The organism is Stenotrophomonas sp. LGBM10, from assembly GCF_046736075.1.
In the GTDB taxonomy this organism is placed as follows: Bacteria; Pseudomonadota; Gammaproteobacteria; order Xanthomonadales; family Xanthomonadaceae; genus Stenotrophomonas.
In genome coordinates this window covers 2,028,189-2,052,863 of the sequence record NZ_CP177163.1, presented here as the reverse complement: position 1 = coordinate 2,052,863, position 24,675 = coordinate 2,028,189, and the positions used below count along the sequence as shown (strand labels likewise).

The 24,675-nt window shown below is 65.6% G+C and carries 24 protein-coding genes; 20 read left to right on the top strand and 4 right to left on the bottom strand.

Going from position 1 to position 24,675, the window contains the following annotated elements:
• Nucleotides 1–127 precede the first annotated feature (127 nt).
• The 10 genes from ACLB90_RS08700 (at nt 128) to ACLB90_RS08655 (ending at nt 11,614) form a co-directional block, all read left to right on the top strand.
• Nucleotides 128–973, top strand: coding sequence for a hypothetical protein (locus ACLB90_RS08700; RefSeq protein ID WP_411852535.1), 846 nt, complete (start codon nt 128–130; stop codon nt 971–973).
• The gene (locus ACLB90_RS08695) at nt 970–3,684 is read left to right on the top strand and encodes a T6SS effector BTH_I2691 family protein (protein ID WP_411852534.1); all 2,715 of its coding nucleotides are present in this window, start codon (nt 970–972) and stop codon (nt 3,682–3,684) included. Before ACLB90_RS08700 ends, ACLB90_RS08695 begins: the two co-directional genes overlap by 4 nt.
• Before the next feature lie 46 nt (nt 3,685–3,730).
• Complete coding sequence (locus ACLB90_RS08690; RefSeq protein WP_411852533.1) at nt 3,731–4,678, top strand: DUF6708 domain-containing protein; 948 nt, start codon at nt 3,731–3,733, stop codon at nt 4,676–4,678.
• Complete coding sequence (locus ACLB90_RS08685) at nt 4,678–5,151, top strand: hypothetical protein (protein WP_411852532.1); 474 nt, start codon at nt 4,678–4,680, stop codon at nt 5,149–5,151. The genes ACLB90_RS08690 and ACLB90_RS08685 overlap by 1 nt, the downstream gene beginning before the upstream one ends.
• The gene (locus ACLB90_RS08680; RefSeq protein ID WP_411852531.1) at nt 5,138–6,139 is read left to right on the top strand and encodes a DUF6708 domain-containing protein; all 1,002 of its coding nucleotides are present in this window, start codon (nt 5,138–5,140) and stop codon (nt 6,137–6,139) included. Before ACLB90_RS08685 ends, ACLB90_RS08680 begins: the two co-directional genes overlap by 14 nt.
• A gap of 172 nt (nt 6,140–6,311) precedes the next feature.
• On the top strand, nt 6,312–7,307 hold the full coding sequence (locus ACLB90_RS08675) for a DUF6708 domain-containing protein (protein ID WP_411852530.1): 996 nt from the start codon (nt 6,312–6,314) through the stop codon (nt 7,305–7,307).
• A 388-nt stretch (nt 7,308–7,695) separates the two neighbouring features.
• A complete protein-coding gene (locus ACLB90_RS08670; protein ID WP_411852529.1) occupies nt 7,696–8,343 on the top strand; it encodes a DUF6708 domain-containing protein in 648 nt (215 codons plus the stop codon).
• 252 nt (nt 8,344–8,595) lie between these two features.
• Nucleotides 8,596–9,543 carry a DUF6708 domain-containing protein gene (locus ACLB90_RS08665; RefSeq protein WP_411852528.1) on the top strand — a complete coding sequence of 316 codons (948 nt, stop codon included), beginning with the start codon at nt 8,596–8,598 and terminating at the stop codon, nt 9,541–9,543.
• A 39-nt stretch (nt 9,544–9,582) separates the two neighbouring features.
• On the top strand, nt 9,583–10,578 hold the full coding sequence (locus tag ACLB90_RS08660; protein ID WP_411852527.1) for a DUF6708 domain-containing protein: 996 nt from the start codon (nt 9,583–9,585) through the stop codon (nt 10,576–10,578).
• A gap of 40 nt (nt 10,579–10,618) precedes the next feature.
• A complete protein-coding gene (locus ACLB90_RS08655) occupies nt 10,619–11,614 on the top strand; it encodes a DUF6708 domain-containing protein (protein WP_411852526.1) in 996 nt (331 codons plus the stop codon).
• 101 nt (nt 11,615–11,715) lie between these two features.
• Here the strand turns inward: ACLB90_RS08655 and ACLB90_RS08650 are convergent, their stop codons facing one another.
• Entirely contained in the window at nt 11,716–12,729 is a 1,014-nt protein-coding gene (locus ACLB90_RS08650) for an energy transducer TonB (protein ID WP_411852525.1), read from the bottom strand.
• A gap of 186 nt (nt 12,730–12,915) precedes the next feature.
• On the bottom strand, nt 12,916–13,524 hold the full coding sequence (locus tag ACLB90_RS08645; RefSeq protein WP_411852524.1) for a TIGR00645 family protein: 609 nt from the start codon (nt 13,522–13,524) through the stop codon (nt 12,916–12,918).
• 107 nt (nt 13,525–13,631) lie between these two features.
• Here ACLB90_RS08645 and ACLB90_RS08640 point away from each other — a divergent pair, with 107 nt between their 5' ends.
• From ACLB90_RS08640 to ACLB90_RS08625, 4 genes are all read left to right on the top strand, one after another.
• Nucleotides 13,632–14,321 (top strand): glutathione S-transferase N-terminal domain-containing protein, encoded by a 690-nt coding sequence (locus ACLB90_RS08640; protein ID WP_411852523.1) that lies wholly within the window; start codon nt 13,632–13,634, stop codon nt 14,319–14,321.
• Between the two features lie 124 nt (nt 14,322–14,445).
• Entirely contained in the window at nt 14,446–16,674 is a 2,229-nt protein-coding gene (locus ACLB90_RS08635; RefSeq protein WP_411852522.1) for a DPP IV N-terminal domain-containing protein, read from the top strand.
• A 39-nt stretch (nt 16,675–16,713) separates the two neighbouring features.
• Nucleotides 16,714–17,259, top strand: a complete 546-nt coding sequence (locus ACLB90_RS08630) for a cytochrome c oxidase assembly factor Coa1 family protein (protein WP_411852521.1) — start codon at nt 16,714–16,716, stop codon at nt 17,257–17,259.
• Nucleotides 17,260–17,337: 78 nt separating this feature from the next.
• On the top strand, nt 17,338–19,140 hold the full coding sequence (locus ACLB90_RS08625; protein ID WP_411852520.1) for a DUF885 domain-containing protein: 1,803 nt from the start codon (nt 17,338–17,340) through the stop codon (nt 19,138–19,140).
• A 45-nt stretch (nt 19,141–19,185) separates the two neighbouring features.
• On the opposite strand, the gene ACLB90_RS08620 is transcribed toward ACLB90_RS08625, so the two are convergent.
• A complete protein-coding gene (locus ACLB90_RS08620) occupies nt 19,186–19,644 on the bottom strand; it encodes a hypothetical protein (RefSeq protein ID WP_411852519.1) in 459 nt (152 codons plus the stop codon).
• Between the two features lie 179 nt (nt 19,645–19,823).
• On the opposite strand from ACLB90_RS08620, the gene ACLB90_RS08615 reads away from it, so the two are divergent.
• The 4 genes from ACLB90_RS08615 to ACLB90_RS08600 all read left to right on the top strand — a co-directional run bounded on the left by ACLB90_RS08615 (nt 19,824) and on the right by ACLB90_RS08600 (nt 22,450).
• The gene (locus ACLB90_RS08615; protein ID WP_017354360.1) at nt 19,824–20,072 is read left to right on the top strand and encodes a hypothetical protein; all 249 of its coding nucleotides are present in this window, start codon (nt 19,824–19,826) and stop codon (nt 20,070–20,072) included.
• A gap of 139 nt (nt 20,073–20,211) precedes the next feature.
• Complete coding sequence (locus ACLB90_RS08610; RefSeq protein WP_411852518.1) at nt 20,212–21,129, top strand: bestrophin family protein; 918 nt, start codon at nt 20,212–20,214, stop codon at nt 21,127–21,129.
• A gap of 27 nt (nt 21,130–21,156) precedes the next feature.
• Complete coding sequence (hemB, locus tag ACLB90_RS08605) at nt 21,157–22,146, top strand: porphobilinogen synthase (RefSeq protein WP_411852517.1); 990 nt, start codon at nt 21,157–21,159, stop codon at nt 22,144–22,146.
• 31 nt (nt 22,147–22,177) lie between these two features.
• A complete protein-coding gene (locus ACLB90_RS08600) occupies nt 22,178–22,450 on the top strand; it encodes an SHOCT domain-containing protein (RefSeq protein WP_411852516.1) in 273 nt (90 codons plus the stop codon).
• Between the two features lie 39 nt (nt 22,451–22,489).
• Here the strand turns inward: ACLB90_RS08600 and ACLB90_RS08595 are convergent, their stop codons facing one another.
• On the bottom strand, nt 22,490–23,356 hold the full coding sequence (locus ACLB90_RS08595) for a TolB-like protein (protein ID WP_411852515.1): 867 nt from the start codon (nt 23,354–23,356) through the stop codon (nt 22,490–22,492).
• A gap of 54 nt (nt 23,357–23,410) precedes the next feature.
• Between ACLB90_RS08595 and aroE the strand changes: the two genes are divergently transcribed.
• Both aroE and ACLB90_RS08585 read left to right on the top strand, forming a co-directional pair.
• Nucleotides 23,411–24,256, top strand: coding sequence for a shikimate dehydrogenase (gene aroE / locus ACLB90_RS08590; RefSeq protein WP_411852514.1), 846 nt, complete (start codon nt 23,411–23,413; stop codon nt 24,254–24,256).
• A 6-nt stretch (nt 24,257–24,262) separates the two neighbouring features.
• Nucleotides 24,263–24,610: a hypothetical protein gene (locus ACLB90_RS08585; RefSeq protein WP_411852513.1), complete on the top strand. Its 348-nt coding sequence runs from the start codon at nt 24,263–24,265 to the stop codon at nt 24,608–24,610.
• Nucleotides 24,611–24,675 lie beyond the last annotated feature (65 nt).

Here is a 24,675-nt window from a genome sequence, read left to right as displayed (position 1 = left end):
AGCCGCGCAGTTGTCTAAATATCGCAATCGTTGAAGTGTGACGTCCTCGAGCGGATGTCGGTTCTGGCTCTACTCCGCCAGGCGTGTCGTTCCTAGCCTTGGACGACACCATCGACATCGCCCTTTCATGGACCTGGATACTCCCGCTGCAGCCCCCATCGAGCTGTGGCACCGCGTGTTCCTCGCGCAGACCCACGCGCTGCTCGATCCACGCGACGTCGCGCCGGCCCGGTTCGCCGACCTTCCCACCCAGGTACTTCAGCCGGAAGGGCTGGCAGGACGCGTGCGGCATCCGCCGCGGCTGGTCACGCTGGAGGCGCTCGCGTGGGACCGGCGGCTGCAACTGCTCGATCAGGCCGACGCACATCTGCGCGAGTACGGGCGCCCGCTGTTCTGCGCGCTGCTGGCCTGCGACGACGCCCCTGCCGCCCGCAGCCACCTGCAACGCGTGATGCGGCTCGTGCAACCCGGCGTTGGCCCGGGATGGCTGCGCCTGCACGATCCCGGCGTGTTCCGCCACCTGCGCTGGTTGCTGACGCCGGCACAGATGGCCTGCGTCATGGGCCCGGTGGTGACGTGGCTCTGGCATGAGCCGGTGAGCGGCACCTGGCGCGCACATGCGCGCCCTGCGGTGGTGCCCTCGCAGGGCCTGCATCTGCAGCCGGCGCAGATGCGGGACCTGGCCCAGATCGGCGTACTCAACCGCTGCCTGCGCGACCTGGCACAGGCCGGCGAAGGCACCGGGGAGGGGGGAGTACGCGCGTTGCTGGACGGCATACACGAAGCCCGTGCAGTGGGCCTGGACGATCCGGCCGACCTGCGCCTGTACGCCTGCCAGCGCCTGCGCCACGGCAGTGGCTTCCAGCAGCGCCCGGACGTCAGGCAGCGCCTGGCCCACTTCCGCAGCCGCGGTATGTCCTATGTCATGGCGTGCCAGTACCTGCGACGCAACAGCAACGGCCAGGCAGCGTGAGCGATCCCGTCGACCACCCCGCCTACTGCCCGAACTGCATCACCTTCGGCTTTCCGATCCTGCTGGCGCGTTACGCGGTGGCACGCGCCGATCCGGAGGTCCGCCGGCCCGCACCCGGGCTGGCTGCGCCGTTCGGGGCGGGCGTGCAGGACATCGCGTTGCCGGCCGGTGATGCGCATTACACGCTGCGTCTGCTGCGTGGCGGCTACGTCTATGCCTACAACGAAGCACGCGACGAATGGCTGGCGTGGCAAGCCAACGATCGCGGCGATCTGACCGCCTTCGACATCCGCGATGCCACCCCGCCGCCGCAGAGCGATGACGCCCCGGCGCGCTGCTCGCGGCATGGCAGCGGTCTGTTCGCCAAATGCATCGTCATCCCGGACGCCGCGTTCGGCAACCGGTTGTGGCTGGCGTTCAGCACCGCACCGTGGACGCCACGGGTCTGGCAGCGGCATCGGGATGCCACCTATCGCGCCCGCAGCATGCGGCGTATCGATGTCGGCCGATGGGCCGCATCGGCCACGGCACAGCCGCACGTTGCGGCCCTGCACCAGGCGCTGGACCAGGTGGCGGAGTTCCACGCGGCGGCGGCCGAACGGCTGCTGCCAAACACACCCGACGCAACCAACCTGCCGACCGTCACCGTGCTGCCCGGCGTCCACACGCTGGAACACAGCCTGTGCGCGCCGGTCCAGTACGCACGCGTGCAGATCGATCTGCTGAGCGCACAGGCCCGCCTCGCTGGGCGGCAGGTCACTCCCGGACATCCGCTGGCCGTGGCCCCGGCGCTGGTGGCGTTGGATGACCCGGTCGGCATCATCGCCGACCTCAACCAGCTCGCCATCGCCCGGATACTGGATTGGGAGAATGAACCCGAGCGGCAGGAAAAGCGCCAATCGGCCGCCGCGATCTCCGCGCTGCAGGCGGCGATCCGCCAGGGCGCGCTCGAAGACGAAGCGCACCGGCGCGGGCGCAACGCCCGGCTGGGCAGGGGCGTGGTGACCGTACTGGGCGGCAGGACGGGGTCGGACCAGTTGGCCCGGCCACTGCCCACCTGGACCGACGACGTGTTCGCGGTAAAGGACGAGGCGGACGTTGTGGCGCTCGGCCAGGCCTCCTGGAAGAAGTATCGCAGGCACCTTCGCGACGAGGACGGACACACGCGGTGGCTCACGCAGACCTATGCCGTGGAGCAGCAGGCGTTCTACCAACAGAACATCGCCGCGCTCGACGATGCCTACATCGCCTGGCTGTCCGCCGCAGCGTTCAGGCAGCACATGACCGGCCATTTCGACAGCGCCAACACCCTCAGCGGCGTGCTCTACCAGGAAGTGGTGACCACGCTGCTGCGTGATGCGACCTCCCGCGGCAAGGTCTTCAAGTACGTGCTGGACTGCCTCACCCACGGCGATCCGCTCGACCCCAATGCGATCGTGCTGCGCGCCCAGATGTGGAATCAGGACACCTTGATCGCGGTGTGGAAGGACACCTTGGCCAGTACCTCCACCGCACCGGGCGCGCGCGACTGGCTGGTGGCCGCCAATGGAGTGTCCAACGCCCTCAAGAGCCTGCTGGACGCCGAAACGGCCGCCAAGCTCGGCGGCATGTTCCAAGGCATGGCCCGGCTGGTGGAGCAGATCTCCGGCCCGATATCGCGCATCATCGGCAACGAGATCGGCGGCATGATCGCCCATGATGTCGGCAAGCTACCCGCCCGCTGGCAGGTGGGGCTGCTCACGGCGCTGGCACAGGCGGCTTCGCCCGGGACCGAGCTGGTCGATCTGGTCGGGCACACCACGCCCAAACGGGCCCGCAAGGCGCTGGCGATGCAACTGGCGGCGCGCGCCGGTCTGAACAGTGCGCAGCAGGCCGCGGCGGCAGCGGCCGAAGTGATTGAGACCACCGACGTCGATATCCGCGATGGCAGGTTCCGGTTTGGCATGGTCGCGCTGGTGGACGCCGATCAGCTGACGCTGTTCAAGGCGCTCAACGCCAAGGCCGTCATCACCGGCCCGGGGCGCCAGGCCGAGCTGATGCGCACGCTGACCGTGCTGGACGTGCACGATGCGATGCGCGCAAGCCTGTCCAACCTGGGCAGCACCTCGCTCGGCTACGGCATGGCCGGCCTGGTGCTGGCGTCGGCCAGCCTGGGCCAGCTCCACAAACAGTTGGCCACCGCTTCGGCCGGCACGCGCGGGCTGCTCGCGGCCAACTTCAGCGCGGGTGTGGCGGCGCTGCTGGGTGATGCGGCGATGGTCATGGGCGAGGTCGGCACCAAGCTGCCGTGGTTCTCGCAGAAGCTGGCCGAGCCAATGGGCCGGTGGATGTTCAGGGCGGATACGAAGGCGGCAGTGGTGAAGGCGAGTGGGCGTTGGTTGAGTGGGGTGGGGGGCGTTGTGTTGGGGGCGTTGACCGTCTATGAGGGTGTGAAGGACTACGACTTGGATGTCAGCTATGGGCTGATGATGGGCTTGGCAGGGTCGATGACATTGGCTGCATCGCTTTTGATGCTGACCGGCGCCGGAATACCCATAGCAATTACCCTCATGATCGCAAGCGCTGTTGTAACCACAATCGTTGCCTTTTTGAAGCCAGACGAAATGGAGCGGTGGTTGGATCGAGTGATGCACTTTGGAAAAAACACCAATGGTGCATTTGAAAATCTGGAAGCTCAATCTGACGCTGCAAAGAAATTGGGGCGTATCTAGAATGCTAACTGGATGGAGCCCGAAGTTCTCCCGCCACCGTCGTCTCATGGAATCCGAGCTTATCGGCGCACTAAGCGTCGAGAGTGCAGGAAATATCCTCCCTGATGATGCGCTTGGAATGATCTGCTTCAACTCGACGTATATTGAGTTCGTTGATCGTTCATTCAAGATCAAGGGCATGGCGTCAACGCTCTCGCTAATGGCGGGAGAAGCATTCATGGCGTGTGTCTACATCTACTTCGTCGCAAATATAGACGGGCGAATGAATGAATCTAGTGACTGGGCTTCACTCGCCATGTTCACGATCGGGCTCGCGACGTGCGTCGCCCTCCTATGGAATCTCCACCTCCGAAAAGACCTCTTCCAGTACACTCACTACCCGGTCCGGTTCAACCGCATCACCCGCAAGATCTACTTCTTCCGCCACAACGGTCCCGGTGGCGTCGTCGTCGTGCCTTGGGGCTCGCCGTATGCGTTCTTCCACATCGGCCGTGGCGGGCAGGACCCCAGCCTGCGCGATCTGCGCTGCCATCTGCTCGACCGTCACCGCCAGGTACAGCAGACCTTCACCATTGGTCACTTCTGGAGCCATGACGACGACATCCGCGAGCAGTGGGCGCTGATCTGCCGCTACATGCAGGATGGGCCAGAGCATTGTTTCGACGATCCACTGGACCGCGTGATCACCCTCTCGCCAAAGGGCACGCTGCGCAACTGCTGGATGCTGGTGTGTCTGATGATGGGCACTACGTTCTTTCCGCTGCGCTACACGCTGATGCTGCCGATCTACGGTGCCTTGACGCTCAGTCGCTGGCTCACCTTCAAGACCTGCCGTGCACCGGTGTTCCCACCCGAGCTGGAGGCTGAGTGCGCCGTTGCCCCAGATGATCCGCACTCGCTGCCCGAGCCGCGCTTCATGGCCGAATTTGCTTCTGATCCTGCCATCTACGCACGGGCGCAGCAGCGGCATCGGGAGCGCATGCTGTGGCGGTGATGGCTTTGTTTTCCCATTGTCACAAGGTGCGCACGCAGTCGGTCCCTCCGCAGAAGCGGACCGAGCCGATGGGCCGGTGGAGTTTCAGGGCCGATACGAAAGCGGCGGTGGTGAAGGCAAGCGGGCGTTGGTTGAGTGGGGTGACAGGTGTGGTGTTGGGTGCACTCACGTTCGCAGATGGCTACAGGGACGCGGAACTCAATAGGGTGTATGGAATCAGCATGATGGGGTTAGGATTTTTAGGCGCGTTGGCGTCTGCGCTGATGATGTCCGGTTACGGAATTCCGGTCGCAATCATTCTGCTGATTGTGGCTGCCATCACCACCGTGGTGGTTGCGTGGTTCAAACCCGACGGGGTACAGCGCTGGTTGGATAAGACCATTCATTTCGGAGGTAATGAGTCAGGGCGCTTTGCTGATCTGGAATCGCAGAACGCCGCGCTCAGAGCATTGAGGGGAGGTGAAGGTGCTTAGTGGATGGCAGCCTCCGTTCAAATACGGTCGGAGCATCTCAAACGATGAAGCTCTGGCAGAGCTCAATCCTTCAGGAATGGAGCGAGCCACACCCGACGACGCCGTAGGCTTAGTCACATTCAACTCCGTATACATCGAATTTGTTGATCGCACGTTCAAAATCAAAGGAATGGGGCCGACGCTTATTCAGCTGGTCGTGTCGCTGGGGATTCTCGTGGGGTTGGTGGCCGTTGCCGAACTTGTGGTCACCATTCACGAAGAGATGGTGGAGAGCCTTCTCTCGTTGCTGTTCCCTTTCGTTGCTGGCATAGGTGGGTGGTGGCTGTTCTGGACACTTCACTTGAGAAAGGACCTCTTCCAGTACACCCACTACCCGGTCCGCTTCAACCGCATCACCCGCAAGATCTATTTCTTCCGCCACAACGGTCCCGGCGGCGTGGTCGTCGTACCCTGGGGCTCGCCGTATGCGTTCTTTCACATCGGGCGAGGCGGTCAGGACCCCAATCTGCGTGATCTTCGCTGCCATCTGCTCAACCGTCACCGCCAGGTACAGCAGACCTTCACCATTGGCCACTTCTGGAATCATGACGACGACATCCGTGAGCAGTGGGCGTTGATCTGCCGCTACATGAAAGACGGGCCGGAACAGTGCTTCGACGATCCGCTGGACCGTGTAATCACCCTCTCGCCGAAGGGCACGCTGCGCAACTGCTGGATGCTGGTGTGCCTGATGATGGGCACCACGCTGTTTCCGCTGCGCTCCACGCTGATGCTTCCCATCTACGGCGCATTGACGCTCAGTAGATGGCTCACCTTCAAGACCTGCCGTGCACCGTTGTTTCCTCCGGAGCTGGAGGCCGAGTGCGCCATTGCGCCGGGTGATCCCTATGCATTGCCGGAACCGCGCTTCATGGCCGAGTTTGCCAGCGATCCGGCGATCTACGCACGGGCGCTGCAGCGGCATCGGGAGCGCATGCTGTGGCGGTGAATGTACACGCTTCCTTCATGCCGGACGTCTGGTTGGCCAAGCGCTGGGCTCAGCCTGACTGCAGGTACTCCTGCGGTAGTGCACTTGAGTGTCGGCCAAGATTGAGGGACGAGCGCCATTGCGCAGAAGGGAATGAATGCAGGAAGCACGAGAAAGATAGTGGAGCACCGGCATGCTGACCGGGTGGCATCCAGAATTCACAACGCGACGCGCGCTGCTTCGTAACGAAGAGGCAGCGCAGCTTCTGAAGGACTCGCCAGGATCGCATGTTCCGGACGATGCGTTCGGAATGATCTCCTTCAACTCGACCGTTCTTGAATTCACGGACCGGACCTTCAAGGTGAAGGGGATGGCCGCAACAATGAATTTATCCACATGTTCGATTGCATTCTTTGCTTTTCTCGTCTGGATATCGATTGACTTCATACAGATGGACGATGGTCTTGTTGAGAGCATGCTGAGTATTCTCATGATTGGGGTACCCCTCGTTGGTTTTCCCCTTTACTTCTGGCATGTCCACCTCCGCAAAGACCTTTTCCAGTACACCCACTACCCGGTCCGCTTCAACCGCATCACCCGCAAGATCTATTTCTTCCGCCACAACGGTCCCGGTGGCGTCGTCGTCGTACCTTGGGGCTCGCCGTATGCGTTCTTCCACATCGGTCGTGTTGGGCAGGACCCCAGCCTGCGCGACCTGCGCTGCCATCTGCTCGACCGTCACCGCCAGGTGCAGCAGACCTTCACCATTGGCCACTTCTGGAACCATGACGACGACATCCGCGAGCAGTGGGCGCTGATCTGCCGCTACATGAAAGACGGGCCGGAACAGTGCTTCGACGATCCATTGGACCGTGTAATCACCCTCTCGCCGAAGGGCACGCTGCGCAACTGCTGGATGCTGGTGTGCCTGATGATGGGCACCACGCTGTTTCCGCTGCGCTATACGCTGATGTTTCCCATCTACGGCGCATTGACGCTCAGCCGTTGGCTCACCTTCAAGACCTGCCGCGCACCGGTGTTTCCGCCGGAGCTGGAGGCCGAATGCGCCGCTGCCCCGGATGATCCACATGCATTGCCGGAACCGCGCTTCATGGCCGAGTTTGCCAGCGATCCGGCGATCTACGCACGGGCGCTGCAGCGGCATCAGGAGCGCATGTTGTGGCGGTGAATGTGTTCAGTTCCCTCACGCCAGACGATGGTCCATTGACGTGTTGACTGGCTGGAATCCCACTTTCAAGTATCACCGCGCATTGAGTCCGGATGAACTGGCACGGGAGCTACCCCAGAACGATACGCGCAATCTTTCACCGGACGACGCCTTGGGCCTGGTTCGATTCAACTCAACGTTCATGGAGTTTGTCGACAGGACGTTCAAATCCAAGGGGATGGTGGCTACTCTGTCAGCGATAGTCATCTCGTCGTTGCTACTCTTCGGGTTGTCGGCTCTTCTAGTCAAGGCCCACAAGATGCCGGGTGGATTGATTGCAGAAGCTATCCCCGTAGCCATCGTTGCAGCGGTTGTGCTCGGTGCTATGGCCATCTTCTGGACACTGCACTTGAAGAGGGATCTCTTCCAGTACACCCACTACCCGGTTCGCTTCAACCGCGTCACCCGCAAGGTCTACTTCTTCCGCCACAACGGTCCCGGTGGCGTCGTCGTCGTGCCTTGGGGCTCGCCGAATGCGTTCTTCCACATCGGTCGTGGCGGCCAGGACCCCAGCCTGCGCGATCTGCGCTGCCATCTGCTCGACCGTCACCGCCAGGTGCAGCAGACCTTCACCGTTGGCCACTTCTGGAATCATGACGACGACATCCGCGAGCAGTGGACGTTGATCTGCCGCTACATGAAAGACGGGCCGGAGCACTGCTTCGACGATCCGCTGGACCGGGTGATCACCCTCTCACCGAAGGGCACGCTGCGCAACTGCTGGATGCTGGTATGCCTGATGATGGGCACCACGCTGTTCCCGCTGCGCTCCACGCTGATGCTTCCCATCTACGTCGCATTGACGCTCAGTAGATGGCTCACCTTCAAGACCTGCCGTGCACCGGTGTTTCCGCCAGAGCTGGAGGCCGAGTGCGCCATTGCGCCGGGTGATCCCTATGCATTGCCGGAACCGCGCTTCATGGCCGAGTTCGCCAGCGATCCGGCGATCTACGCACGGGCGCTGCAGCGGCATCGGGAGCGCATGTTGTGGCGGTGAATGTGTTCAGTTCCCTCACGCCAGACGATGGTGCATTGACTCTCATGATCGCAAGCGCTGTTGTAACCACAATCGCTGCCTTTTTGAAGCCAGACGAAATGGAGCGGTGGTTGGATCGAGTGATGCACTTTGGAAAAAACACCAATAGTGCATTTGAAAATCTGGAAGCTCAATCTGACGCGGCAAAGAAATTGGGGCGTCTCTAGAATGCTAACTGGATGGAGCCCGAAGTTCTCCCGCCATCGTCGTCTCATGGAATCCGAGCTTATCGGCGCACTAAGCGTCGAGAGTGCAGGAAATATCATCCCTGATGATGCGCTTGGAATGATCTGCTTCAACTCGACCTATATTGAGTTCGTTGATCGTTCATTCAAGATCAAGGGCATGGCGTCAACGCTCTCGCTAATGGCGGGAGAAGCATTCATGGCGTGTGTCTACATCTACTTCGTCGCAAATATAAACGGGCGAATGAATGAATCTAGTGACTGGGCTTCACTCGCCATGTTCACGATCGGGCTCGCGACGTGCGTCGCCCTCCTATGGAATCTCCACCTCCGAAAAGACCTCTTCCAGTACACTCACTACCCGGTCCGGTTCAACCGCATCACCCGCAAGATCTACTTCTTCCGCCACAACGGTCCCGGTGGCGTCGTCGTCGTGCCTTGGGGCTCGCCGTATGCGTTCTTCCACATCGGCCGTGGCGGGCAGGACCCCAGCCTGCGCGATCTGCGCTGCCACCTGCTCGACCGTCACCGCCAGGTACAGCAGACCTTCACCATTGGTCACTTCTGGAACCATGACGACGACATCCGCGAGCAGTGGGCGCTGATCTGCCGCTACATGCAGGATGGGCCAGAGCATTGTTTCGACGATCCACTGGACCGCGTGATCACCCTCTCGCCAAAGGGCACGCTGCGCAACTGCTGGATGCTGGTGTGTCTGATGATGGGCACCACGTTCTTTCCGCTGCGCTACACGCTGATGCTGCCGATCTACGGTGTCTTGACGCTCAGTCGCTGGCTCACCTTCAAGACCTGCCGTGCACCGGTGTTCTCACCCGAGCTGGAGGCTGAGTGCGCCGTTGCCCCAGATGATCCGCACTCGCTGCCCGAGCCGCGCTTCATGGCCGAATTTGCTTCTGATCCTGCCATCTACGCACGGGCGCTGCAGCGGCATCAGGAGCGCATGTTGTGGCGGTGAATGTGTTCAGTTCCTCACGCCAGACGATGGTGCATTGACGTGCTGACTGGCTGGTATCCCGCTTTCAAGTATCACCGCGCATTGAGTCCGGATGAACTGGCACGGGAGCTACCCCAGAACGATACGCGCAATCTTTCACCGGACGACGCCTTGGGCCTGGTTCGATTCAACTCAACGTTCATGGAGTTTGTCGACAGGACGTTCAAAATCAAAGGAATGGCGGCGACTTTGTGCGCCATGGTGGTCTCGTCCATAAACATCTTTGGACTATCCGCCCTTGTGGTCAAAGCCCACGGGATGTCTGGCGGATTGATGCAAGAGGCGATTCCCGTGGGCATCGTTGCTTTGGCTGTGTTCGGTGCGCAGGCGCTCATCTGGACAGTTCACTTGCGGTGCGATGTTTTCCAGTACACCCACTACCCGGTTCGCTTCAACCGCGTCACCCGCAAGATCTATTTCTTCCGCCACAACGGTCCCGGTGGCGTCGTCGTCGTGCCTTGGGGCTCGCCGAATGCGTTCTTCCACATCGGTCGTGGCGGCCAGGACCCCAGCCTGCGCGACCTGCGCTGCCATCTGCTCGACCGTCACCGCCAGGTGCAGCAGACCTTCACCATTGGCCACTTCTGGAACCATGACGACGACATCCGCGAGCATTGGGCGCTGATCTGCCGCTACATGAAAGACGGGCCGGAACAGTGCTTCGACGATCCATTGGACCGTGTAATCACCCTCTCGCCGAAGGGCACGCTGCGCAACTGCTGGATGCTGGTGTGCCTGATGATGGGCACCACGCTGTTTCCACTGCGCTACACGCTGATGCTTCCCATCTACGGCGCATTGACGCTCAGTAGGTGGCTCACCTTCAAGACCTGCCGTGCACCGGTGTTTCCGCCGGAGCTGGAGGCCGAGTGCGCCATTGCGTCGGGTGATCCCTATGCATTGCCGGAACCGCGCTTCATGGCCGAGTTTGCCAGCGATCCGGCGATCTACGCACGGGCGCTGCAGCGGCATCGGGAGCGCATGCTGTGGCGGTGAATGGGCGTGAATCCTTTGAGGCAGACGATGGCGCACTGACGTGCTGACAGGATGGTATCCAGCCTTCAACTACGCCAGACCACTCGAGCAGATCGAGTGGGAGTCCGAACTGCATCAATCCGAATTTGGCGAGTTCTATCCTGACGACGCGGTTGGAATGACGACGCTGAACTCAACGTACCTCGAGTTTATCGATCGAACGTTCAAGACGAAGGGGATGGCGGCCACGGCCATGTCTGCTGCCGGATCCATCTTCATGATTGCGGTGCTGGTGCAGGTCGCTATCACGTCATTGGGTACGGAAGATGACCTCATCGGTTCTCTGATTGGAATCGCTGTCTTATCCGTGCCGGCGCTTGGCTTTCCGTTCTACTTCTGGAATGTCCACCTTCACAAAGACCTCTTCCAGTACACCCACTACCCGGTCCGCTTCAACCGCATCACCCGCAGGATCTATTTCTTCCGCCACAACGGTCCCGGTGGCGTGGTCGTCGTACCCTGGGGCTCGCCGTATGCGTTCTTCCACATCGGTCGTGGTGGGCAGGACCCCAGCCTGCGCGACCTGCGCTGCCATCTTCTCGACCGTCACCGTCAGGTACAACAGACCTTCACCATTGGCCACTTCTGGAACCATGACGACGACATCCGCGAGCAGTGGGCGCTGATCTGCCGCTACATGAAAGACGGGCCGGAACAGTGCTTCGACGATCCATTGGACCGTGTAATCACCCTCTCGCCGAAGGGCACGCTGCGCAACTGCTGGATGCTGGTGTGCCTGATGATGGGCACCACGCTGTTTCCGTTGCGCTATACGCTGATGTTTCCCATCTACGGCGCATTGACGCTCAGTAGATGGCTCACCTTCAAGACCTGCCGTGCACCGGTGTTTCCGCCGGAGCTGGAGGCCGAGTGCGCCATTGCGCCGGGTGATCCCTATGCATTGCCGGAACCGCGCTTCATGGCCGAGTTTGCCAGCGATCCGGCGATCTACGCACGGGCGCTGCAGCGGCATCGCGAGCGCATGCTGTGGCGGTGAAGGCGAGGCGGCTCGCGCCGATCGGACGCAGCGCATACGGCACGCACTGAATCGAAAAAGCCCGGCGGATGCCGGGCTTTTTCAGGGGTGCCGCGTGTCGATCAACCGCCTTCGGGCGCGAAGGCCAGCGTACGGCGAGTGGTGACCGGGGCGCCGACGGGTTCGAACTTCCAGCGCTTCACGGCGTTGAGCGCTTCGCGGTCGAACACGCGTGCCGGGTTGGCGCGCAGCACGCGGGCATTGGTGACCGAGCCGTCGGTGCCGACGGTGATTTCCACCAGAACCTCGCCCGAGGTGCCCGAGCGCAGCGCGTCGGCCGGGTAGCGCGGTGCCGGGGTGCTGACCGGGCGCAGGCTCGGCGAGGCGGCCGGGGTAGCACGCGCGGCCGCGGCCTGCTGGGCGGCGGCCTGCTGCTGGCGCTGTTCGGCCTCACGCCGTGCGGTGGCCTGGCGTTCGGCGTCCTGGCGGTCGGTGTCGCGGCGGGCGGCTTCCTGCTGGGCGGCGATCTGGCGTGCTGCTTCGGCTTCGCCGGCCTGCTGCTGGGCCTGGCGCTGCTGCTCCACCAGCTGTTTGGCGCGGGTTTCGGCGTCTTTCTTGACCTTGTCGGTCTCTTCCTGGGTGCGCTTCAGCGCGGTCTGCATGCCGCCGGTGATGCCCTGCTTCAGGCGCGGCAGGGCCGGTGCGGTGGCGTCCACCTTCTCGATCAGGGCGACCAGGCGCTGGGCTTCGGTGAAGTCTTCGCGGGTGAGGTTCTGCTCGGCCGCGATCAGCGTGTAGGGCAGCAGGTCGGTCAGCGCGCTCTTCACCGACGCATCGTCCGGGGTCTTGTCGCGCAGCGCCAGGTAGTACTCCATCGCGTTGTCTCCCGCCGGGGCGTACATGCGGTTCTCGCGCAGCGCCTTGCTGGCCAGTTCGCGCAGCTCTTCGGTGCCCAGCGACTGCACCTTGGCCGACACGGCCGGTGCGGCCGGTGCTGCGGTGGTGCCGGTGGCGGCAGGCGTGGCCGGCGCGTCGGCGGGTTTCGGTTCGTCCTTGCCGGAGCAGGCGGCCAGCGCCAGCAGCAGGGTGACCGGCGCGAGCAGGCGCGCCTTGGCAAACGTGGTGACGTGCGACATCCAACTTCCCCTTGAATACGACGGTACGTAAGACCTGAAGCGGTCAGGCCGGCCGACGCCCCTGGACGTTTCCCGGCGTCCACGGCGCTGCTGCAGGTGTGCAATCTAGCATCACCGGGGCGGCGCAGGGGCCGGGCCGGTGGGACCAGCCGGCATCGTCGCCGATGCCGGCCAGAGGGTGCAACGTCAGTGCGCGTGGGCCTTGGTCGACGGGCCGGACATCAGCTTGTCGGTCCAGGCGATGCCGATCGCCGAGAGGATGAACACGCAGTGGATGATGGTCTGCCAGAGCACGCCGGCGCTGGTCATCGAGCTGCACTTGCTGGCGCCGATGTTGGAGGCGGCCACGTTCATCAGTTCCGGCGGGCACAGCGGCAGGCCGTCCAGCGCACCGGCAGCGATGAAGGTCTTGAGCAGGTGGATCGAGGAGATGCCGATGATCGACAGCGCCAGCTTGACCTTGAGCACGCTGGCATTGACGTGGCTCAGCCACTCCGGCTGGTCGGGGTGGCCTTCCAGGCCGAGCCGCGACACGAAGGTTTCGTAACCGCCCACGATCACCATCACCAGCAGGTTGGAGATCATCACCACGTCGATCAGGCCGAGCACGATCAGCATGATCTGCTGCTCACCCAGGCTGTTGGCGTCGTGGATGAGGTGCCACAGTTCCTTGCCGAACAGGAACACATAGACGCACTGGGCCAGGATCAGTCCCAGGTACAGCGGCAGCTGCAGCCAGCGCGACGCGAAGATCAGGGAGGACATGGGGCTGAGGCGGGGCGGGGAAGGGGACATGCTGGAATGCTGCGTTGCGGGAGAGGCCGCAGGTTACCGGGCCGGATTGACCCTGCCAACCCAACTCTCGCACTACACTCGGCCTTCGCCTACGCCGAGTCCACGAGATGATCGACCTGTACTACTGGCCCACCCCCAACGGCCACAAAGTCACGCTGATGCTGGAAGAAACCGGCCTGCCGTACCAGGTCAAACCCGTCAACATCGGCGCCGGCGACCAGTTCAAACCCGACTTCCTGGCCATTTCCCCCAACAACAAGATGCCGGCCCTGGTCGACCACCAGCCCACCGACGGCGGCGCGCCGCAGAGCGTGTTCGAATCCGGCGCCATCCTGCTGTACCTGGCCGAGAAGACCGGCACCTTCCTGCCGGCCGACAGCCGCGGCCGCGTGGCCGTGCTGGAATGGCTGTTCTGGCAGATGGCCGGGCTGGGCCCGATGAGCGGGCAGATGGGCCACTTCAACGTCTATGCCCCCGAGCGCATTCCCTATGCGATCGAACGCTACGACAACGAGGTGCGCCGCCTGCACGGGGTGATGGACAAGCGCCTGGCGGCCAGCACCTACCTGGGCGGCGACAGCTACAGCATCGCCGACATGGCCAGCTACCCCTGGATCGGCGCGTACGACAAGCTGCCGGTGGATTTCGCCGCCTTCCCCCACCTCAAGCGCTGGCACGATGCAATTGCCGCGCGCCCGGCCACCCAGCGTGCCTACGCGCTGCGCGCCCAGGTGAATCCCGATGCCGGCAAGCCGCTGAGCGAGGACGAGCGCAGGCACCTGTTCGGCCAGCGTTGAGGCCTGATCGCGGCGCGCGCGGGTCCAAGGTCATGCTGCCTTCCCGCGCCGGCTTGGTTAGGATGAGGCGTTCCCTGCCGCGTGCGCGCGGCGGGGAGTCGCCCAGACGCTGCCGGAACCCTCCATGCGCCACCTGTTTGCTTCGCTCGCCCTGATGCTCGCCACGACCTCGCTCGCCCACGCCGAAAAGCTCACTCTGGAGGCCATCACCGGTCCGCTGCCGTTGTCCGGCCCGACCCTGATGAAACCCAAGGTGGCCCCCGATGGGTCGCGCGTCAGCTTCCTGCGCGGCAAGGACGCCGACCGCAACCAGCTGGACCTGTGGGCCTACGACATCGCCAGCGGACAGACCCGCCTGCTGGTGGATTCCAAGGTGGTGCTGCCCGGCACCGAGACCCTGAGCGACGCCGAGAAGGCCCGCCGCGAACGCCAGCGCATCGCCGCGATGACCGGCATTGTCGATTACCAGTGGTCGCCGGACGCGCGCACGCTGCTGTTCCCGCTTGGCGGCGAACTCTACCTGTACGACCTGGACAAGCAGGGCCAGGCCGCCGTGCGCCAGCTCACCCACGGCGAGGGCTTCGCCACCGACGCCAAGCTCTCGCCCAAGGGCGGCTTCGTCAGCTTCGTGCGTGCCCGCAACCTGTGGGTGATCGACCTGGCCAGCGGCCGGCAGATCCAGCTCACCCGCGATGGCAGCGACACCATCGGCAACGGCGTGGCCGAATTCGTCGCCGATGAGGAGATGGATCGCCATACCGGGTACTGGTGGGCACCGGACGACTCGGCGATCGCCTTCGCGCGCATCGACGAAAGCCCGGTGCCGGTGCAGAAGCGCTACGAGATGTATGCCGACCGCACCGAGATGATCGAGCAGCGCTACCCGGCCGCCGGCGACCACAACGTCACCGTGACGCTGGCCGTGATCGCACCGCAGGCCGATGCCGCGCCGCGCTGGATCGACCTGGGCCGCAACCCGGACATCTACCTGGCCCGCGTCGACTGGCGCGATCCGCAACGCCTGACCTTCCAGCGCCAATCGCGCGACCAGAAGACCCTGGAGCTGATCCAGGCCGATCTGGCCAGCGGCCGTCAGCACACGTTGATCACCGAAACCTCGCGCACCTGGGTACCGCTGCACAACAACCTGCATTTCCTCACGCAGGGTGGGTTCGTGTGGTCGTCCGAGCGCAGCGGCTTCGAGCACCTGTACCGGGTGTCCGAGGATGGGAAGACCGTCACCGCGCTGACCAGCGGCCCGTGGCCGGTCGATGAACTGCTGGCGGTGGACGAAGCGGCGGGCAAGGCCTATTTCCGTGCCGGCGTCGACTCCTCCCGCGAGAGCCAGATCTATGCCGTGCCGCTGCAGGGCGGTGCACCGCAGCGCCTGTCGCAGGCCCCGGGCATGCACAGCGCCAGTTTCGCGCGCAACGCCAGCGTCTACGTGGACAGCTGGTCCAACACCACCACCCCGCCGCAGATCGCGCTGTACCGTGCCAACGGCGAGAAGATCGCCACCCTGGTCGAGAACAACCTGTCCGACCCGGCCCATCCCTACGCGCGCTACCTGGATGCGCAGCGCCCGGTCGAGTTCGGCACGCTCACCGCCGCCGACAGCCGTACCGCGCTGCATTACAGCCTGATCAAGCCGACCGGCTTCGACCCCGCCAAGCGATATCCGGTGGTGGTGTACGTCTACGGCGGGCCGGCCAGCCAGACCGTCACCGACAGCTGGCCCGGTCGTGGTGACCACCTGTTCAACCAGTACCTGGCCCAGCAGGGCTATGTGGTGTTCTCGCTGGACAACCGTGGCACGCCCCGCCGTGGCCGCGACTTCGGTGGCGCGCTGTATGGCGTGCAGGGCACGGTCGAAGTGGACGACCAGCTGCGTGGTGTGGCCTGGCTGAAACAGCAGCCCTGGGTGGACCCGGCGCGCATCGGCGTGCAGGGCTGGTCCAACGGGGGCTACATGACCCTGATGCTGCTGGCCAAGGCATCCGATACGTACGCCTGTGGCGTGGCAGGGGCGCCGGTCACCGACTGGGGCCTGTACGACACCCACTACACCGAGCGCTACATGAACCTGCCCGGCAACAATGCCAAGGGCTATGAGCAGGCCCGCGTGCTGGCGCACATCGACGGCCTGCGTTCGCGCCTGCTGCTGATCCACGGCATGGCCGACGACAACGTGCTGTTCACCAACTCCACCGTGCTGATGAGCGCGTTGCAGAAGCGTGGCCAGCCGTTCGAGCTGATGACCTACCCCGGCGCCAAGCACGGCTTGTCGGGCAGCAACGCATTGCACCGCTATCGCCTGGCCGAGGATTTCCTGGGGCGCTGCCTGGCCCCCTGATCGCGTTGCCCCGCCACCGGCTCGACAAGGAGTACGCCGATGACACCGTCGCCACCGCTTCCCCCCACCCCTGCACGCCGCGGCTGGTGGGCGCGCCACTGGCGCTGGGCCATGCCCGCGCTGGTCCTGCTGTCGGTGCTGGCCGCCGCGCTGGTGGTCGGGTTCGCGCTGGACCGTTGGTCACAGTGGAGCCGTGGCAGCGAACCCTATATGGAGGCGATGCGGCGTGCGCGGTGCAGCATCGAGCTGGCGCAGGCGCTGGGTGAGCCGATCGACGACGGTTACCTGCCGGTGGGCACGTTGCAGCATGGCAGCGACGGCAGTGGCCGGGCCGACCTGGTGCTGAAAGTGCGCGGCCCCCAGGCGCACGGCGACCTGTTCCTGGCCGGCCGGCGGCAGCAGGCGCAGTGGGACTATCCGGTGATGTACGTGCTGACCGGCGACACCCACACCATCGACCTCACCGCGCTGGACGATGCCGAGGCGGTCACCCGCTGCGAGCTGGCCGATTGCCGGGCACAGGGCGACTGCCCGCCCGCGCCGGCGCTGCCACCGTCGGTACCGCTGCAGGCACTGGAGGCCTGAGCGGCATGACCTCCGGCCGATTGCCGCCCGTGCCCTGAGTGCGTAGGGTCGCAGGCATCTCTTCGCTGGAGTTCCCGCATGAAGCCGCTCGTCCTTGCCGTTGCGCTGGCCCTCTCCGTTCCCGCCGCACTAAGCGCGCCGCCGGCCCTGGCCGCCGCGCCGGCCGCCAGCAAGGCGCCCGCCAGCCCGGCCTGGGTGGTGCGCAGCAATGCGCTGGCGCAGATCCTGCTGGACGCGCAGGGCCCGTTCCAGCCGGAGGAGACCGGTTTCTTCGGCGTGCCGGGGTACGACGACAAGGTGGCCGACTTCGGTCCGGACAACGGCGCGCGCTATCGGGCGGCAATGGCCAAGGCGCGCACCGAGCTGCAGGGCAAGCTGGCCACCGAACGCGATCCCAACGTGCGCCAGGACCTGGCGATCATGATCGCCGCGGCCACCCAGAACATCGAAGGCAGCGAGCTCAACGACAAATACCTGCTGCCGTGGACGGACACGCCGCAGACCGTGTTCAGCGGCCTCAACCTGCTGCTGTCCGACCAGGTTCCCGCCGAGCGCCGCGCCAAGGCGCTGGACCGCCTCAAGCGCTACGCCGGCCTGCTGCCGGGCAGCCAGCCGGTCACTACGCTGTCGCGCCAGCGCTATGAAGAGCGCCTGGCCGACACGTCCCTGCTGCAGCCGACGAAGATCGAGGTCGAGCAGTCGCTGGCCAACGTGGACACCTACATCAGCGGCATCGAGCAGCTGTTCGGCAAGTACAAGGTGGCCGGCGCCGACGAGGCGTTGAAGACCATCGCCACGCAGCTGCGCGAGTACCGCGACTGGACCCGCAGCGAAGTGCTGCCCAAGGCGCGTACCGATACCCGCCTGCCGGCACCGCTATACGCCTTCCAGCTCAAGCGCGTGGGTATCGACATCGCCCCGGCGCTGCTGATGCAGCGTGCGCAGCTGGAGTTCATGGAAACCCGCTCGGCGATGCGCCAGCTGGCCCCGCTGGTGGTACAGGCCAAGGGCCTGAAGGTGACCGACCCGACCAGCCCGGTGGCGGTGGTGCGCGCGCTGAAGGGCGACAAGATCGCCGACGACCAGCTGGAACACCACTACCGTGGCGTGATCGATGCCATCGACCCGATCATCCGTCGCGAAAAAATCGTCGATGTGCCGCAGCGGCCGATGCAGATGCGGCTGGGGTCAGCGGCCGAGAGCGCAGCCTCGCCGGCGCCGCACTTCCTGCCGGCGCCGCTGGTCGGCAACACCGGTCAGCAGGGCACCTTCGTGCTGCCGCTGGGCAATCCCGCCGCCGGCGACAAGGCGGCGCAGTACGACGACTTCAACTTCGGCTCGGCAGCGTGGACGCTGAGCGCGCACGAAGGCCGGCCCGGCCACGAACTGCAGTTCACCGCGATGGTCGAGCGCGGCATCTCGCTGGCGCGCACCATGTTCGCGTTCAACTCGGTCAACGTTGAAGGCTGGGCGCTGTATGCCGAAGCGGAGATGGTGCCCTACGAACCGCTGGACGGGCAGTTGATCGCCCTGCAGTTCCGCCTGCTGCGCGCCGCGCGCGCGATGCTCGATCCGATGCTCAACCTCGGACTCACCGACCGTGCCACTGCCGAGCGTGTGCTGATCGACGAGGTGGGCCTGTCCAAGGCGATGGCGACCCAGGAACTGGATCGCTACACCGTCCGCGCGCCCGGCCAGGCCGGCAGCTACTTCTACGGCTACACGCGGATCCTGGAACTGCGCATGCAGACCGAACTGGCGCTGGGCGCCCGCTTCGACCGGTTGGCGTTCAACAACTTCCTGCTCGATCAGGGCCTGTTGCCGCCGGACCAGCTCGCCGAGGCGGTCAACGAGGTGTTCGTGCCCAAGCACCGCCAATGACCCTGCGGGGCATGCCGGCCGCTGGCCGGCATCCCCGGGGCCGCATCACTTCTGCGGCGTGATCGTCTGCGCCGGCAGGCGGGCAGCCGGCGGCGGATTGGGTACCCAGATGGCCACCCCGGCCGCGCGCTTCTGCGTGGTCGGAATGCCGATGCCCACGCCACCGCCCACGTGCGAGCCGTAGCTGCCGGCGCCCACCGACATGCCCACCGGCGAGCCGCTGGAACCCACGCCCATCAGGATCACGCCGTTGGCGCCGAGGGCAGCCGCTTCGCGCTTGAGTCGCATGACCGCCGCGTCGGTCTGGCCCTGCGTACCGAAACCGACCGCGCTGGAGGATTCCAGCTGGGCGATTTCGACCGACCCGGCCGGCGGCGTCGAATAGATCTGCACGGTGGCCGGGTCGACCGGCGCGCGCGCCTGGCCCAGCATCACCTTGGAGGTACTGGCGCAGCCGGCCACGGTCAGCAGCAGGCCCAGCAGTGCGATGGATCGGATGTTCATGGCATCACCCCTGATGGTATGGGCCGTTCGGCCTGTGGCGCGATCATCGGGGCTGGCGACTGAATCGGTGCCAACCCCTCATCTTCACGCTAGCACCGTCGGGGTGAGGCCGGCGCACACGCGCATGCCTGCCTTTACGCTATGGTGGGCCAGGCCACACCATTACAAGGAATCGCGGCATGGGATTGATCAGTCTGTTGTGGGGCATTCTGGCGCTGCTGTGGATGATCCTGGCGCTGATTCCGCTGCTGGGCTGGGGCAACTGGTTCCTGATTCCCTTCGCTGCGGTGGGGGCGATCATCGCTGCCATCGGAATCCTGTTCACGCATCCGAGCAAGCGCGGCCGGGCCTGGGCCGGGCTGGTCCTCAACGGCATCGTGGTCGTGGTGGCGATCCTGCGCCTGGGGCTGGGCGGCGGCATCGTCTGAGCCGGCCCTGCGTCGCCTGCACCGGTGCGACAGACGGTCGCACCGTCATGGGGGCCTGCACGCATCGGCGTAGAATGCTCCCTGCCGCCCTGGCTGCTGCCGGCGGCGCAACGCCCGTCCGGGCGCTTTTCCTGCACCGATGATCATTCGCCCTCGTCCCCACGGCTGGCAACTGCTGTACATCCTGCGCGGCTCCATCGTTCCGGCGGTGGCGCCCAAGGTGCTGGCGATCCTGTTGCTGGCGGTTGCCGCAGCCACCCTGGCCGAGGTGTGGCATCCGCCCGGCATCGAACGCGTTTCGGTGGCCCCGTTCACCCTGCTCGGCCTGGTGCTGTCGATCTTCCTCAGCTTCCGCAACAACGCCTGCTTCGAGCGGTGGTGGGAAGGACGCAAGCTGTGGGGCCAGCTGGTCTATGAATCACGCAGCCTGGCGCGGCTGTGCACCGCGCTGCTGGCCGACGACGCGCCGCGCCGCGACCGCATCTGCCGCCTGGGCATTGGTTTCGCACACGCCCTGGCCGCCAGACTGCGCGGGCGCGATGTCGCGTTGGCCGCGCTGCCCTGGGTAGCCGAGGCGGACCGGGCGCGCTTCGGCGAGCGCCTGAACGCGCCGGACCAGCTGCTGGCGATGATCGCCGCCGACCTGGCCGAGCCGCTGCGCGCCGGCCGTCTGGACCCGATCCTCTACGCCCAGTTCGAGACCCGCCTGCACGCGATGTCGAGCATCCAGGCCGGTTGCGAGCGCATTCTGTCCACGCCGCTGCCATTCGCCTACACGCTGCTGCTGCACCGCTGCGCCTGGATGTTCTGCGTGCTGCTGCCGTTCGGCCTGGCCAGCTCGCTGGGCTGGGCCACGCCGGTGGTGTCGGCGGTGCTGGCCTATGCCTTCTTCGGCCTGGACCAGCTTGGCGAGGAAATGGAAGAGCCGTTCGGGCTGGAGCCCAACGACCTGCCGCTGGATGCGCTGGTGCGCACCATCGAGATCGACCTGCTCGACAGCCTCGGCGTGCAGCCGCTGCCCGAGCCGCTGCAACCGCGGCAGTACCTGCTGCAGTAACCCCCGTATACCGTCCCGGAGCACTTCATGGCCCACCCCGACTATCGCCCCCGCCGCATGCGTCACGACGAGTTCTCGCGCCGGTTGATGCGCGAGAACACGCTGACCACCGACGACCTGATCTATCCGGTGTTCGTGCACGAGCTGGAGGGCCGCGCGCCGGTGGCCTCGATGCCGGGCGTGGAGCGCCTGTCCATCGACGAACTGCTCAAGGTCGCCGAAGAGGCGCTGGAGCTGGGCATCCCGGTGATCGACCTGTTCCCGGTGATCGACCCGGCCGGCAAGTCGCTGGATGCGGCGGCCGCGTGGGACGACAACGGCCTGGCGCAGCGCGCCATCCGCGCACTGAAATCGCGCTTCCCGGAGCTGGGCGTGATGACCGACATCGCACTGGACCCGTACACCACCCACGGCCAGGACGGCATCATCGACGGCAACGGCTACGTGCTCAACGACATCACCGTCGAGGCGCTGGTCAGGCAGTCGCTGTCGCATGCTGCCGCTGGCGTGGACATCGTGTCGCCGTCGGACATGATGGATGGCCGCATCGGCGCCATCCGCCGCGCGCTGGACGCCGACAACCATGTCAACGTGCGCATCATGGCCTACTCGGCCAAGTACGCCTCGGCGTTCTACGGCCCGTTCCGCGATGCGGTGGGCAGCTCGGCCAGCCTCGGCAAGGCCGACAAGAAGACCTACCAGATGGACCCGGCCAACGGCGACGAGGCGATGCGCGAGATCGCCTTGGACCTGGAGGAGGGCGCGGACATGGTGATGGTCAAGCCGGGCATGCCCTACCTGGATCTGGTGCGCCGGGTGAAGCAGCAGTTCGGCGTGCCGACCTTCGCGTACCAGGTCAGCGGCGAGTACGCGATGATGAAGGCGGCCTTCGCCAACGGCTGGCTGGACGAGCGCGCCTGCGTGCTCGAATCGCTGATCGGCTTCAAGCGCGCGGGCGCCGATGGCGTGCTGACCTATTTCGCCCCGCAGGTGGCGCGTTGGCTGCGCGAACGCTGACAATACGCGCCAACACGCGAACAGGACGACGATGATGCAGACGATGGGATGGGTGCAGTGGGTCACCTGGAGCGCGGGCGTACTCGCCTTTGCGGTGGTGATCGGCCTGGTGATCCGCGGCGTGCGCCGTGCCGCACGACGGGCACCGGAACAGCCCTCGGCCGCCGCGCGCGTGGCCCGCGAAGCGCAGCTTTCGCCGGCGCTGCAGGCGCAGTTGGCCGCGCTGAACCAGCGCAAGGACAACGGCGAGATCAGTGAAGCCGAGTACGAACGGCTGCGTGCCGACCTGTTGCAGCGGCCGTAGCGGCAGGGTGAGCCGGCCGTGGGTCGGCTGCTCCGGCTCTCACCGGCACCCGGCCACCGACGGTGCCCGGATCCGATACAGATCCAATCCGCCCGCCCGGGGCGCCCGCGCCTGACCCGCCAGCACCAGCTCGGACGGCTTGGACGCATCCACCACCGGCGCGCCGGTCTGGCCGTCGGCGGTGTTGAATGACAGCGCCAGCGGCACCGCAGCCTGGCCGTGATCGCAGCCCACCAGCCACACCTGCGACTGGCCGCCGGCCACGCGGGTGATGGCCAGCGCACCGTCGTTGCCCAGCCATTCGCCACCCAGTTCGTCGGCCGGGCCGTTGAGCGGAGCTGGCAACGCGGTCACCGCAGCGAAACCGTTGTCCTGCACCGCCGCCTGGAACAGATCGAACCCGCCGCGCGTGCCGGCGCCATCGCGCGCGAACAACAGGGCCTGCCCATCCGGGCGCAGTGCCGGGCGACGCTCGTTGGCCCGGGTGTTGATCGTGACCGGCAGCGCCATCACCGGCCCGAAACCGCCGTCGGCCTGTACCGCCACGGTGTACAGATCGAAGCCGCCGCCCCCCCCGGGCCGGTTGGAGGCGAAGTACAGCCAGCGCCCGTCGTGGCTGAAGTAGGGGTCGGTTTCATCGCTGCCGGTGTTGAGCGCCAGCGGCGTGGGGTCCTGCCAGCGCCCGTCGCGCAGCACCGCCTGCCAGAGGTCCCAGCCCCCGGCACCACCGCTGCGGTCCGAGGCCCATACGATGCGCTGCCCGTCCGGCGCGACGGTGGCCTGGGCCTCGTTGGCCTTGGTCGAGACCACGCCCATGCCTTCGATGCCGAACTCGGAAAGCGCCATCGCGCCCGGTACGAAGAGTAAACTCAGGCTCAGCGCGAGCAGTGACAGGGGAGTGCGCATCGTCGCTTCCGTTGGGGTTTGCGTTCCAATCCAGGCCCGGAGTTTAAGACACCCATGACCGCCCGTTACGCCGTATTCGGCCAGCCCATCGCCCATTCGCAGTCGCCGCACATCCATGCCGCCTTCGCGCGCCAGGAAGGCATCGCGCTGGACTACCGCGCCATCGAGGCGTCGCCTGCCGCGTTCACCGCCGCGCTGGAGGCGTTCGCCGCCGATGGTGGCGTGGGCGCCAACATCACCGCCCCGCTCAAGGAAGCGGCGTTCGCGCTGTGCAAAACATTCACCTCGCGCGCCAAGCTGGCCGGCTCGGTCAACACGCTGCTGCGCAAGGGTGATTATTGGCACGGCGACACCACCGACGGTGTGGGCCTGGTCCGCGACCTCACCGAACGCCATGAGCTGGACCTGCGTGGCCGCCGCGTGCTGCTGCTCGGTGCCGGCGGCTCGGCGCGCAGCGTGGCGCCGGCCCTGCTCGATGCCGGCATCCGCGAGCTGGTGGTGGTGAACCGCACCACCGAGCGGGCCGACGCGCTGGTCGATGCGATCGGCGAGCCCGGGCGTGCCCTGAGCCGCTACTGGGACGACCTGCGCGACCTGGGCGACTTCGAGCTGATCGTCAACGCCACCTCGGCCGGCCGCGACCGCGAGGCGAAGTTCGAGCTGCCGCTGTCGCTGGTCAACAGCATGACCACCGCGGTTGACCTCAATTACGGCGACGCGGCCATCGCCTTCCTGGCCTGGGCGCGTGCGGCGCAGTGCCGCAACACCGTCGATGGCCTGGGCATGCTGGTGGAGCAGGCCGCGGCCAGCTTCCAGCAGTGGCACGAGGTGCGCCCGCAGACCGACGCCGTGTATGCCGAGCTGCGCACCACGCTGGCGCCGCTGGCCGGGCAGGACTGACCGGACATGGATACCGGGATGTTGATGACGATGCTGAGCCTGGTGGGCGTACGCCTGCCGATCCTGATCGCGCTGGGCGTGGCCCTGGTGTGGGTGGTGGACAGCCCGCGCGGCGCGGTCCGCACCGCGGCGCTGTCCGGGCTGGGCATCCTGGCGGCCACCTGCATCCTCGGCATGGTGGTGTCGCTGCTGCCGGTGTGGTGGATACAGCAGAACCAGTACGAGAACCTGCAGTCGCTCAGCCTGTGGCTGGGCGTCGCCCACTTCGGCCTGTCGCTGGCCGAGGCATTCGGCCTGGTGCTGGTGGTCTGGGCGATGACCCGCGCGCTGCGCCAGCGCGGCACGGTCGGCTGAACCCGCCCGCGTGGCGCCGCCGGGTCTGCCGGCGTGCGCCGCGTCGCGGAACTGAACCAATGCCG